This window comes from Enterobacter sp. MGH 33, assembly GCF_000534535.1.
Lineage (GTDB): Bacteria > Pseudomonadota > Gammaproteobacteria > Enterobacterales > Enterobacteriaceae > Enterobacter > Enterobacter hormaechei_C.
In genome coordinates, this window is sequence record NZ_KI973212.1 from 1,165,458 (window position 1) to 1,178,353 (window position 12,896).

The 12,896-nt window shown below is 53.9% G+C and carries 12 protein-coding genes; 8 read left to right on the plus strand and 4 right to left on the minus strand.

Annotation, left to right across the window (positions count from 1 at the left end):
• Positions 1–34 precede the first annotated feature (34 nt).
• Positions 35–1,192 (plus strand): CdaR family transcriptional regulator, encoded by a 1,158-nt coding sequence (locus L379_RS18460; protein WP_003856217.1) that lies wholly within the window; start codon positions 35–37, stop codon positions 1,190–1,192.
• 89 nt (positions 1,193–1,281) lie between these two features.
• On the opposite strand, the gene L379_RS18455 is transcribed toward L379_RS18460, so the two are convergent.
• From L379_RS18455 to map, 4 genes are all read right to left on the minus strand, one after another.
• Positions 1,282–1,671, minus strand: coding sequence for a DUF3461 family protein (locus L379_RS18455; RefSeq protein ID WP_015572719.1), 390 nt, complete (start codon positions 1,669–1,671; stop codon positions 1,282–1,284).
• Positions 1,672–1,782: 111 nt separating this feature from the next.
• Entirely contained in the window at positions 1,783–2,607 is an 825-nt protein-coding gene (dapD, locus tag L379_RS18450) for a 2,3,4,5-tetrahydropyridine-2,6-dicarboxylate N-succinyltransferase (protein WP_003856214.1), read from the minus strand.
• 32 nt (positions 2,608–2,639) lie between these two features.
• Complete coding sequence (glnD, locus tag L379_RS18445; protein ID WP_032655534.1) at positions 2,640–5,315, minus strand: bifunctional uridylyltransferase/uridylyl-removing protein GlnD; 2,676 nt, start codon at positions 5,313–5,315, stop codon at positions 2,640–2,642.
• Between the two features lie 62 nt (positions 5,316–5,377).
• On the minus strand, positions 5,378–6,172 hold the full coding sequence (gene map, locus L379_RS18440; protein WP_032652626.1) for a type I methionyl aminopeptidase: 795 nt from the start codon (positions 6,170–6,172) through the stop codon (positions 5,378–5,380).
• 321 nt (positions 6,173–6,493) lie between these two features.
• Between map and rpsB the strand changes: the two genes are divergently transcribed.
• The 7 genes from rpsB to cdsA all read left to right on the plus strand — a co-directional run bounded on the left by rpsB (position 6,494) and on the right by cdsA (position 12,894).
• On the plus strand, positions 6,494–7,219 hold the full coding sequence (gene rpsB / locus L379_RS18435) for a 30S ribosomal protein S2 (protein WP_003856207.1): 726 nt from the start codon (positions 6,494–6,496) through the stop codon (positions 7,217–7,219).
• A 117-nt stretch (positions 7,220–7,336) separates the two neighbouring features.
• Positions 7,337–8,188, plus strand: coding sequence for a translation elongation factor Ts (tsf, locus tag L379_RS18430; RefSeq protein ID WP_015572722.1), 852 nt, complete (start codon positions 7,337–7,339; stop codon positions 8,186–8,188).
• Positions 8,189–8,337: 149 nt separating this feature from the next.
• Positions 8,338–9,063 (plus strand): UMP kinase, encoded by a 726-nt coding sequence (pyrH, locus tag L379_RS18425; RefSeq protein WP_002889306.1) that lies wholly within the window; start codon positions 8,338–8,340, stop codon positions 9,061–9,063.
• Between the two features lie 167 nt (positions 9,064–9,230).
• The gene (frr, locus tag L379_RS18420) at positions 9,231–9,788 is read left to right on the plus strand and encodes a ribosome recycling factor (RefSeq protein ID WP_017383739.1); all 558 of its coding nucleotides are present in this window, start codon (positions 9,231–9,233) and stop codon (positions 9,786–9,788) included.
• 92 nt (positions 9,789–9,880) lie between these two features.
• Positions 9,881–11,080 carry a 1-deoxy-D-xylulose-5-phosphate reductoisomerase gene (gene ispC, locus L379_RS18415; RefSeq protein WP_023303107.1) on the plus strand — a complete coding sequence of 400 codons (1,200 nt, stop codon included), beginning with the start codon at positions 9,881–9,883 and terminating at the stop codon, positions 11,078–11,080.
• Positions 11,081–11,265: 185 nt separating this feature from the next.
• Positions 11,266–12,024 carry a (2E,6E)-farnesyl-diphosphate-specific ditrans,polycis-undecaprenyl-diphosphate synthase gene (gene ispU, locus L379_RS18410; protein WP_003856176.1) on the plus strand — a complete coding sequence of 253 codons (759 nt, stop codon included), beginning with the start codon at positions 11,266–11,268 and terminating at the stop codon, positions 12,022–12,024.
• A gap of 12 nt (positions 12,025–12,036) precedes the next feature.
• A complete protein-coding gene (gene cdsA / locus L379_RS18405; protein WP_003856175.1) occupies positions 12,037–12,894 on the plus strand; it encodes a phosphatidate cytidylyltransferase in 858 nt (285 codons plus the stop codon).
• Positions 12,895–12,896 lie beyond the last annotated feature (2 nt).

Below are 12,896 nucleotides of genomic sequence, written 5' to 3' on the forward strand. Positions count from 1 at the left end.
CCCTATGCTTGAGCTCTGCTCACGGGAGGGTTATATGGCTGGCTGGCATCTTGATACCAAAATGGCGCAGGATATCGTGGCGCGAACCATGCGCATCATTGATACCAATATCAACGTAATGGATGCCCGCGGGCGCATTATCGGCAGCGGCGATCGTGAGCGTATTGGGGAATTGCACGAAGGGGCGTTGCTGGTGCTCTCTCAGGGGCGCGTGGTCGACATCGATGACGCCGTGGCGAAACATCTGCACGGGGTCCGTCAGGGGATCAACCTGCCGCTGCGTCTGGAAGGAGAGATTGTTGGCGTTATCGGTCTGACAGGCGATCCTGAATCGCTGCGTAAATACGGTGAGCTGGTCTGCATGACGGCGGAGATGATGCTGGAGCAGTCGCGTCTGATGCATCTGCTCGCCCAGGACAGCCGCCTGCGTGAAGAGCTGGTGATGAATTTGATTCAGGCGGAGGAGCACACGCCTGCCCTGAGCGAATGGGCGCAGCGTCTGGGTATCGACCTGAATCAGCCGCGCGTAGTCGCCGTTATTGAGGTGGATAGCGGCCAGCTTGGTGTGGACAGCGCCATGGTGGAGCTACAGCAGCTGCAAAACATGCTGGCGACGCCGGAGCGTAACAACCTGGTGGCGATTGTCTCTTTGACGGAAATGGTGGTGCTCAAGCCTGCGCTTAATCAGTTTGGTCGCTGGGACGCGGAAGATCATCGTCGCCGCGTTGAGCTGCTCATCGAGCGCATGAAGGAGAACGGACAGCTCCGTTTTCGCGTCGCGCTGGGAAATTACTTTACCGGGCCGGGAAGTATTGCCCGTTCATGGCGAACGGCGCGCACCACCATGATGGTGGGTAAACAGCGCATGCCGGAGAGCCGCAGTTATTTCTATCAGGATCTGATGCTGCCGGTCCTGCTCGACAGCCTGCGCGGCGGCTGGCAGGCCAACGAGCTGGCGCGTCCGCTGGTGCGTCTGAAAGCGATGGACAACAACGGGCTGCTGCGCCGCACGTTGCAGGCGTGGTTCCGGCATAACGTGCAGCCGCTGGCAACGTCAAAAGCGCTGTTTATTCACCGTAATACGCTGGAGTATCGGCTTAACCGGATCTCGGAACTGACGGGGCTGGATTTAGGGAATTTTGACGACCGGCTACTGCTGTATGTGGCGTTGCAGCTGGATGAACAGAGATGATGCTGTTTGCCGGGTGGCGGCTTCGCCTTACCCGGCCTACATGCGTTCGTAGGCCCGGTAAGCGAAGCGCCACCGGGCAATAAAACGGCTCATTTGTTACGCGTCAATTTCTCAAGATCCGCTTCAATCTCGCTGATCTTATTGGTGACTACGCTTTCCAGGTGACGCAGGTCGTCAAGGATCTTACGTTTCAGATCGACTTCGCTGCGATCGCGCTGGCAGATTTGATCGAGTTCGTCGATCACGTAGCGCAGGTTAGGGCTGATTTCCTGTACTTCTTTATATCCCTGACCGATACCATCAGCGACAACGGTCTTACGCTGGCGAGGGTATTTAAACTTCACGCTTTTGGCGAAGAACTCTCCTTTGTCCTTGTGAAAATAGATTTTCAAAATATCGTTATTGGCTTCCTGGCGGAGACTATAACGATCAATTTCATCAGGATTGGTAATGCCCAGACTTTTCAGATTATCGTACATAGCGGTACCCTTGATCTCAACATAACCTATGAATAATTAACGAAAAAATCTATTTTCGCCACCTTCGGATATAAAAAAAGCGGGGTTGCCCCCGCTTTTTGTTATACCCGATTAATCGATGGTGCGCAGCAGTTCATTGATGCCCACTTTACCGCGCGTTTTCGCGTCCACTTTTTTCACGATGACCGCGCAATACAGGCTGTATTTGCCATCTTTAGACGGCAGGTTGCCGGAAACCACAACGGAACCAGCTGGAACGCGGCCGTAGTGAATTTCACCGGTTTCGCGATCGTAAATACGGGTGCTCTGGCCAATATAAACGCCCATGGAGATCACAGAACCTTCTTCGACGATCACGCCTTCAACCACTTCGGAACGTGCGCCGATGAAGCAGTTGTCTTCGATGATGGTTGGGTTAGCCTGAAGTGGCTCAAGAACGCCACCGATGCCCACACCGCCGGACAGGTGAACGTTTTTACCGATCTGCGCGCAGGAGCCGACGGTAGCCCAGGTGTCCACCATGGTGCCTTCGTCAACGTAGGCGCCGATGTTCACGTAGGATGGCATCAGCACGGTGTTGCGTGCGATGAAGGCACCCTGACGAACGGCCGCCGGTGGTACTACGCGGAAGCCCTCTTTCTGGAAGCGCGCTTCGTCGTAATCCGCAAATTTCATTGGCACTTTATCGAAGTAGCGGCTTTCTGCTCCGTCGATAACCTGGTTATCGTTGATGCGGAAAGAGAGCAGCACAGCTTTCTTCAGCCATTGATGAGTAACCCACTGACCGTCGATTTTTTCTGCCACGCGCAGCGCGCCGGAATCCAGCAGGGAAATAACCTGGTTTACCGCTTCACGGGTCACGGTATCCACATTTGCCGGAGTGATGTCGGCGCGACGCTCAAAAGCGGACTCAATAACGTTCTGTAACTGCTGCATTGTTTACTCTTTCCATTTCACTAAAAAACACGTCACCCTTTATCGTTTGGATTGAGGGCTGCTGTCAACCGTTGTTGCACTTCAAGTTGCAGGTCATTATTAAGGGCACGCCGGTCGGCCGTCGCGATTATAAATAAATCTTCTACTCGTTCGCCAATGGTTGTAATTCGGGCGCCGTGAAGCGAAATTCCCAGATCGGCAAAAACCTGACCGACGCGGGCGAGCAGCCCTGGCTGGTCGAGCGCAATCAGCTCAAGGAACGATTTACGGTCGGTATGGGTCGGCAGGAAATTGACCTCGGTATCGACGGTAAAGTGGCGCAGTTTTGCCGCCTGACGACGCGGCTGCGGAGGTTGCCAGCTGCGCTGCGTAATCGCCTGCTCGAGGCCAAAGCGTATCCCCTCATGCCTGTCCGACGACAGCGGGCTGCCGTCCGGCTCCAGCACAATAAAGGTGTCCATCGCCATGCCGTCGCGGGTGGTAAAAATCTGCGCGTCGTGCACGCTCAGGTTACGCCTGTCCAGCTCGGCACAGACCGCTGCAAACAAATAAGGCCGGTCCGGGCTCCAGATGAAAATTTCCGTCCCGCCGCGCGTGGCCTGCGGGCTGAGCAGAATCATCGGTTTTGTCAGGTCGTGCTTCAGCAGATGCCGGGCGTGCCAGGCAAGCTGGTTTGGGCTGTGGCGCACAAAGTAGTTGGCGCGACAGCGCGCCCAAATCTGATGCAGCGCCTCTTCGCTGATGTTATCCATGCGCAGCAGAGCCAGCGCCTGCAACTGATGGTGGCGCACACGCTCACGCATGTCGGGGGTGTTCTGCATCCCGCGACGCAGCTGTTTTTCGGTGGCGAAGTAGAGTTCGCGCAGCAGGCTCTGCTTCCAGCTGTTCCACAGGGTTTCGTTGGTGGCGCAGATATCGGCTACCGTCAGGCAGACCAGGTAGCGCAGGCGGTTCTCCGTTTGCACTTCCTCGGCGAACTGCTTGATCACTTCCGGATCCTGAATATCACGACGCTGAGCGGTAACTGACATCAGCAGATGATGGCGAACCAGCCAGGCGATAAGCTGCGTTTCACGCGAGTTCAGGCCGTGCAGCTCGGCAAATTTCAGCACGTCCTGGGCACCGAGCACGGAGTGGTCGCCGCCGCGACCTTTGGCGATATCATGGAACAGGGCGGCGATCAGGATCAGCTCCGGGTGCGCCAGACGTGGCCACAGATCAACGCACAGCGGATGGCGGGATCGCGTCTCTTCTTTAGCGAAGCTTTCCAGCTTCAGCATGACGCGGATTGTGTGCTCATCTACCGTATAGGCGTGAAACAGGTCGAACTGCATCTGCCCGACAATATGCGACCACTGGGGCATATAGGCCCACAATACGCTGTGACGGTGCATCGGCAGCAGACCGCGGCTGACGGCGCCCGGATGACGAAGCATGCTCAGGAACAGCGAGCGCGCCTCCGGGATGTAACACAGCGGCTGCTTCAGATGGCGTCGTGCATGGCGCAGATGACGCAGGGTGGTGGAGTAGATCCCGGTGATCGTGCTGTTGCGCACCATGGTGTAGAACATTCGCAGGATCGCTTCCGGTTCGCGAATGAACAACGTTTCGTCGCGCAGATCGATAAGCGTGCCGCGCAGCTGAAATTCGTCATCAATCGGACGCGGTTTTTCGTCTGCCGTCAGCGCGAGGATCGCCTCATCGAACAGCTGTAACAGCATCTGGTTTAGCTCAGAGACGCGGCGGGTGACGCGGAAGAAATCCTTCATCATTTGCTCGACCGGCTCGTTGCCCTCGCCCTGGTAATTCAGGCGCTGCGCCACGCTGAGCTGTCGGTCAAACAGCAGGCGGTTATCGTAGCGGGTGACTTCCAGGTGCAGGGCAAAACGGATGCGCCACAGCAGATGCAGACACTCATTGAGTTCGTTACGTTCGGCTTCGGTCAGAAAACCAAACCCGACCATTTCGTCCAGCGATGTTGCCCCAAAATGGCGACGGGCGACCCATTGCAGCGTGTGGATATCGCGCAGGCCACCGGGGCTGCTTTTAATATCCGGTTCGAGATTATAGCTGGTACCGTGATAGCGCTGGTGGCGCTGGTTTTGTTCTTCGACTTTCGCGGCGAAGAATTTTTCCGAAGGCCAGAAGCCGTCGCTAAAGATGTGCTTTTGCAGTTCGAGGAACAGCGCAACGTCGCCAATCAGCAGGCGGGTTTCAATCAGGTTGGTGGCGACGGTCAGGTCAGATAACCCTTCCAGCAGACACTCTTCCAGCGTGCGTACGCTGTGGCCCACTTCCAGCTTTACGTCCCAAAGCAGGGTCAACAGTTCACCGATTTTCTGCGCCCGATCGTCCGGCAGTTTTTTACGGCTTAAGATCAGCAGGTCGATATCAGAGAGTGGATGCAGTTCACCCCGGCCATAGCCGCCGACCGCAACCAGCGCGACGTCGCTCACCTGTCCGAAACCGTAGTCGATCCACAGACGTTGCAGGAGCTGGTCGATAAATTCGGTGCGCGCTTCAATGAGCTGTTCGGCCGAAATGCCTGCGTCAAATGCGTTACCCAGCCAGCGATGGAAAACCTCCATGTGGGCTTTGATATGCGCGCAGGTCAGCTCATGCGGTGGCCAGACGCCCGGGTTATCAGGCTGGTCGGGGAGGGTGGGAAGTGCTGTGTTAGCATACTGTTCGGGTAAGAGATTACTCATCGTGCGCCACCCATAAGAAAAAGCTATCGCCATTAAAAAAGCCGGCATTCGCCGGCTTCTTATCACTCAATGTTCGTCAGTATCGCCGGGATGGTGTCATCCTTGCGCAACGTCATAATTTCGCAGCCGTTGTCTGTAACCACAATAGTATGCTCGTACTGGGCAGACAAGCTTCTGTCTTTGGTTTTTACCGTCCAGCCATCTTTCATGGTACGGATGCGGTAATCACCCGCGTTGACCATTGGTTCGATAGTGAAGGTCATGCCCTTTTGCAGCACTACGCCGCCGTCGTCTGCATCGTAGTGCAGAACCTGCGGTTCTTCATGGAACACACGACCAATACCGTGACCGCAATATTCGCGCACCACGGAGAAACCTTCCGCTTCCACAAATTTCTGGATTGCGGCGCCGATGGTGCGCAGGCGGATGCCCGGCTTCACCATTTTCAGCGCCAGGTAGAGGCTCTCTTGCGTCACTTTGCACAGACGCTCGCCCAGAATCGTTGGCTTGCCAACGATGAACATCTTAGAAGTGTCGCCGTGGTACTCGTCTTTAATCACGGTCACGTCGATGTTGACGATGTCGCCATCTTTCAGCAGTTTTTCGTTGTCCGGAATACCGTGGCAAACCACTTCATTAATAGAGATGCAGACGGATTTCGGGAAACCGTGATAGCCAAGGCAGGCGGAGACCGCGTGCTGCTCGTTGACGATATAGTCGTTACAGATGCGATCCAGTTCGCCAGTGCTGACGCCCGGTTTCACAAACGGCTCGATCATTTCCAGCACGTCCGCGGCCAGACGACCGGCGACGCGCATCTTTTCAATTTCTTCAGGTGTCTTAATAGAGATAGCCATGTAATCTGTCCATCGGTGTCGATTTTTTCGACAATACTAGTGTAAGTGTTGTCAATGGTATCAGTCAGGCGCACCCCGTGCCAAATTGAGAATCATTAACAGCACACTCCGCCAACAATTATTGGTTTCTGGCCGTGTTTTGTGATATAAAGCGCGCCGGACTTCCGATCCATCTCAGATACACAGGCTGGACGGGAGCGACAAATCTCACTTTGTGTAACAACACACACGTATCGGCACATATTCCGGGGTGCCCTTCGGGGTCGGTAATATGGGATACGTGGAGGCATAACCCCAACTTTCAATATAGAGGTTTTAAACATGGCAACTGTTTCCATGCGCGACATGCTCAAGGCTGGTGTTCACTTCGGTCACCAGACCCGTTACTGGAACCCGAAAATGAAGCCTTTCATCTTCGGCGCACGTAACAAAGTTCACATCATCAACCTTGAGAAGACTGTACCAATGTTCAACGAAGCCCTGGCTGAGCTGAACAAGATCTCTTCCCGTAAAGGTAAGATTCTGTTCGTTGGTACTAAGCGCGCTGCAAGCGAAGCTGTGAAAGATGCTGCTAACAGCTGCGACCAGTTCTTCGTGAACCATCGCTGGTTGGGCGGCATGCTGACCAACTGGAAAACTGTTCGTCAGTCCATCAAGCGCCTGAAAGATCTGGAAACCCAGTCTCAGGACGGTACTTTCGATAAGCTGACTAAGAAAGAAGCGCTGATGCGCACTCGTGAACTGGACAAGCTGGAAAACAGCCTGGGCGGTATCAAAGATATGGGCGGCCTGCCAGACGCGCTGTTCGTAATCGATGCAGACCACGAGCACATCGCAATCAAAGAAGCTAACAACCTGGGTATCCCGGTATTCGCTATCGTTGATACCAACTCCGATCCGGACGGTGTTGACTTCGTTATCCCGGGTAACGACGACGCAATCCGTGCTGTTAGCCTGTACCTGAGCGCTGTAGCTGCTACCGTTCGTGAAGGCCGTTCCCAGGATCTGGCTTCTCAGGCGGAAGAAAGCTTCGTAGAAGCTGAATAATAAGGTTTTACCCCTTATTAGTACCGTGTATGAATAGGGGCCCATTATCGGCCCCTTTTTTCAATTTATACTGTTTGGCTCCCGGCCGGGCAGTTCACATCTCCCGAGGATTTAAGAATGGCTGAAATTACCGCATCCCTGGTAAAAGAGCTGCGTGAGCGTACTGGCGCAGGCATGATGGATTGCAAAAAAGCGCTGACCGAAGCGAACGGCGACATCGAGCTGGCAATCGAAAACATGCGTAAATCCGGTGCGATCAAAGCAGCTAAGAAAGCAGGCAACGTTGCTGCTGACGGCGTGATCATCACCAAAATCGACGGCAACTACGGCATCATTCTGGAAGTTAACTGCCAGACTGACTTCGTTGCTAAAGATGCTGGTTTCCAGGCATTTGCTAACAAAGTTCTGGACGCAGCGGTTGCAGGCAAAATCACTGACGTTGAAGTTCTGAAAGCACAGTTCGAAGAAGAGCGTGTAGCGCTGGTTGCTAAAATCGGTGAGAACATCAACATCCGTCGCGTTTCTTCCCTGGAAGGCGATGTTCTGGGCTCTTACCAGCACGGCGCGCGTATCGGTGTTCTGGTTGCGGCTAAAGGCGCTGACGAAGAGCTGGTTAAACAGCTGGCAATGCACATCGCTGCAAGCAAACCAGAATTCGTTAAGCCAGAAGACGTGTCTGCTGAAGTGGTAGAGAAAGAGTACCAGGTTCAGCTGGACATCGCGATGCAGTCTGGTAAGCCAAAAGAAATCGCAGAGAAAATGGTTGAAGGCCGCATGAAGAAATTCACCGGCGAAGTTTCTCTGACTGGCCAGCCTTTCGTAATGGATCCAAGCAAGTCTGTTGCTCAGCTGCTGAAAGAGCACAACGCTGATGTAACTGGCTTCATCCGCTTCGAAGTGGGCGAAGGCATCGAGAAAGTTGAGACTGACTTCGCAGCAGAAGTTGCTGCAATGTCCAAGCAGTCTTAATGATTGAAAAGGAGCCGCCTGAGGGCGGCTTCTTTTTGTCACCCGTCTCACGAAATCAGACAGGCTCCAGTATCGCTGTGCTGATTTGCGACATATCATGTCGCCAGAATTAACCCCATCTTAATCGTTGACAGTCTCAGGAAAGAAACATGGCTACCAATGCAAAACCCGTGTACAAACGCATTCTGCTTAAGCTGAGTGGCGAAGCGCTGCAAGGATCGGAAGGCTTCGGTATTGACGCAAGCATCCTTGATCGCATGGCACAGGAAATCAAAGAACTGGTCGAACTGGGTATTCAGGTTGGCGTGGTCATTGGCGGTGGCAACCTTTTCCGTGGTGCTGGTCTGGCGAAAGCGGGGATGAACCGCGTAGTGGGCGACCACATGGGTATGCTGGCAACCGTGATGAATGGCCTGGCGATGCGTGATGCGCTTCATCGCGCCTATGTGAACGCTCGCCTGATGTCCGCTATTCCTTTGAATGGCGTATGCGATAACTACAGCTGGGCAGAGGCCATCAGCCTGCTGCGCAACAACCGCGTGGTGATCCTCTCCGCCGGTACGGGTAACCCGTTCTTTACCACCGATTCCGCAGCCTGCCTGCGCGGTATCGAAATCGAAGCCGATGTGGTGCTGAAAGCGACCAAAGTAGATGGCGTGTTTACTGCCGACCCGGCAAAAGATCCTTCCGCGACCATGTACGATCAGCTGACCTACAGCGAAGTGCTGGAAAAAGAGCTGAAAGTGATGGATCTTGCCGCCTTTACGCTGGCTCGTGACCACAAACTACCGATCCGTGTCTTCAACATGAACAAGCCTGGCGCGCTGCGTCGCGTTGTTATGGGCGAAAAAGAAGGCACTTTGATCACGGAATAATTTCCGTCGGCGATAAATACAGGTAAGATTCCGCTTTATTTCGACGTGGTATCTTACCCGGGCGCGCCTTTGGCGTTGTCATGAATTAAACGCGACTATACTTAGCACACCTGTAGCGCTGTGCTGGCGGATAGTCTGCCTGAGACAAGTTTTCAAGGATCCGTAACGTGATTAACGACATCAGAAAAGATGCTGAAGTACGCATGGAAAAATGCGTAGAAGCGTTCAAAAACCAAATCAGCAAAATCCGTACTGGCCGTGCTTCCCCAAGCCTGCTGGATGGCATCATCGTAGAATATTACGGTACGCCAACGCCTCTGCGTCAGCTGGCGAGCGTGACGGTAGAAGATACCCGTACCCTGAAAATCAACGTGTTCGACCGCTCAATGAGCCCGGCCGTTGAAAAAGCAATCATGGCATCTGACCTGGGTCTGAACCCAAGCTCAGCCGGCGCGGATATTCGCGTTCCACTGCCTCCGCTGACGGAAGAGCGTCGTAAAGACCTGATCAAAGTAGTTCGTGGTGAAGCTGAGCAGGGTCGTGTTTCCGTACGTAACGTGCGTCGCGATGCGAACGATAAAGTGAAAGCCCTGCTGAAAGAAAAAGAGATCAGCGAAGACGACGATCGTCGTTCTCAGGACGACATTCAGAAAATGACCGACGCGGCCATCAAGAAAATTGATGCGGCGCTGGCAGAAAAAGAAGCGGAACTGATGCAGTTCTGATTTTCGCTGTACACTGATAAACGCCGTTCAGAAGGACATTGAGTCTTGCTGGCGGCGTTTTGCTTTTATCTGGTCTAACTTTTGGGCATCTCATGAAGCATCTCACTCTCCTCGGCTCGACTGGCTCTATCGGTTGCAGCACTCTCGACGTTGTACGTCATAATCCTGACAGCTACACCGTGGCCGCGCTTGTGGCCGGAAAAAACGTGCAGCGAATGGTCGAACAGTGCCTGGAGTTTACCCCCCGATTTGCGGTGATGGATGACGAAGAGAGCGCCCGCCAGGTGAAAGCGCTGTTGCAGGAGAAGGGCTGCCGTACCGAGGTACTCAGCGGGCAACAGGCGGCTTGCGATATGGCCGCGCTTGATGAAGTTGATCAGGTCATGGCGGCAATCGTCGGGGCGGCGGGTCTTCTGCCAACGCTTGCCGCTATTGATGCGGGGAAAGATGTCCTGCTTGCGAACAAAGAGTCGCTGGTCACCTGCGGACGCCTCTTTATGGAAGCGGTAAAACAGCGTGGGGCGCGTCTTTTGCCGGTTGATAGCGAACACAACGCGATTTTTCAGAGTTTACCTCAACCTTTTCAACAAAACCTGGGGTACGCTGACCTGGAGCAGAATGGCGTTGTGTCGATTCTGCTTACCGGGTCTGGTGGCCCGTTCCGTGAAACGCCACTGTCTGAATTGAGCGCAATGACGCCGGATCAGGCGTGTCGTCATCCGAACTGGTCAATGGGGCGTAAGATCTCCGTCGATTCGGCCACCATGATGAACAAAGGTCTGGAATACATTGAAGCTCGCTGGCTGTTCAATGCGTCGGCGAAACAGATGGAAGTGCTGATCCACCCGCAGTCGGTGATTCACTCGATGGTGCGCTATCAGGACGGCAGCGTGCTGGCCCAGCTGGGCGAACCGGATATGCGTACGCCTATTGCTCATACGATGGCGTGGCCAAACCGCGTAAAATCGGGCGTTAAGCCTCTCGATTTTTGTAAGCTGAGTTCACTGACGTTTAGCGAGCCTGATTACGACCGTTATCCCTGTCTGAAACTGGCGATGACGGCCTTCGATCAGGGGCAGGCGGCGACAACGGCGCTTAATGCAGCCAATGAAGTGACCGTTGAAGCATTCCTGAATCAGCAGATCCGCTTTACTGACATCGCCGCGTTGAATTTATCCGTGCTGGAGATGATGGATTTGCGTGAGCCGCAGAGCGTCGAAGAGGTGCTGGCCGTGGATGAACAGGCACGCATTGTTGCGCGTAAACAGGTGACACGTCTCGCAGGCTGGTGATAAAGCAAGCACTAGTCGTCGTGCTATTTGTTAGCGTTGGGCTTCAGTGATATAGTCTGCGCCACCTGATCGCAGGTATTTGGCTTTAAGTGGTCAGGTAAGCCGTGGTTTGACACGGCTTTTTTATGTATAGGCTTCAGTATTCCTGTGTACCGTTAAATCCTTTCAGGGACTAAAAACGCGTTATGTTGTCTGCGAATCAACCAATAAGCGAAAACTTGCCAGCACATGGCTGTCGCCATGTTGCAATCATCATGGATGGCAATGGCCGCTGGGCGAAAAGACAAGGGAAGATACGAGCCTTTGGGCATAAAGCTGGGGCGAAATCTGTTCGCCGCGCCGTCTCTTTTGCCGCCAATAACGGCATTGATGCGTTAACGCTCTATGCTTTTAGCAGTGAGAACTGGAATCGACCTGCGCAGGAAGTGACTGCGTTGATGGAACTGTTCGTGTGGGCGCTCGATAGTGAAGTAAAAAGCCTGCACCGCCACAACGTCCGCTTGCGTATTATTGGCGAAACCAGTCGTTTTAACTCACGTTTGCAGGAACGGATTCGCAAAGCAGAAGCGCTGACGGAAAATAATACCGGTCTGACGCTCAATATCGCGGCGAATTACGGCGGACGCTGGGATATTATCCAGGGGGTTCGGCATTTGGCTGAGCAGGTTCAGGAAGGGCTGTTAAGACCCGACCAGATTGATGAAGAGGCGCTGAGTCAGCAAATCTGCATGAATGAACTGGCACCCGTGGATTTGGTTATAAGGACAGGGGGGGAACATCGCATAAGTAACTTTTTGCTGTGGCAAATTGCCTACGCCGAACTTTACTTTACGGATGTTCTTTGGCCAGATTTTGATGAACAAGACTTTGAAGGTGCGCTGCATGCCTTTGCCAATCGAGAGCGTCGTTTCGGCGGCACCGAGCCTGGTGGCGATAACGCCTGATGGGGGTAGCTTTTGCTGAAGTATCGCCTGATTTCCGCTTTTGTATTAATACCCGTCGTCATCGCAGCGCTGTTTTTACTGCCTCCGGTGGGATTCGCTATTGTTACGCTGGTGGTGTGTATGCTCGCCGCGTGGGAATGGGGGCAGCTTAGCGGCTTTACCTCGCGCACTCAGCGGGTATGGCTGGCGGTACTCTGTGGTTTTTTACTGGCCCTGATGCTGTATACCTTGCCTGAATATCATCATGATGTTCACCAGCCGCTGGTTGCCGGATCCTTATGGATATCGCTGGCCTGGTGGATTGCTGCGCTTGTTTTAGTGCTTTTCTATCCGGGCTCTGCGGCGATCTGGCGTAACTCTAAAGTGTTGCGCCTTATTTTTGGTCTGCTCACGATTGTTCCGTTTTTCTGGGGGATGGTTGCGTTGCGCGCCTGGCACTATGACGAAAACCACTACAGCGGCGCGATATGGCTGCTTTATGTGATGATTCTCGTCTGGGGGGCTGACTCCGGGGCCTATATGTTTGGTAAACTGTTCGGCAAACATAAACTGGCGCCAAAGGTTTCTCCGGGCAAAACCTGGCAAGGCTTCATCGGCGGCCTGTTTACGGCAGCGATTATCTCCTGGGGCTATGGCGTCTGGGCGAATCTTGAGGTTGCCCCCTCGACGCTGCTGGTATGTTCGATTTTCGCGGCGCTGGCATCGGTGCTGGGTGATTTAACCGAGAGTATGTTTAAGCGTGAAGCAGGGATTAAGGACAGTGGTCACCTGATTCCAGGACATGGCGGAATACTGGATCGCATTGACAGCCTTACCGCGGCTGTTCCCGTATTTGCTTGCCTGCTTTTACTGGTGTTTGGGACGATATAACG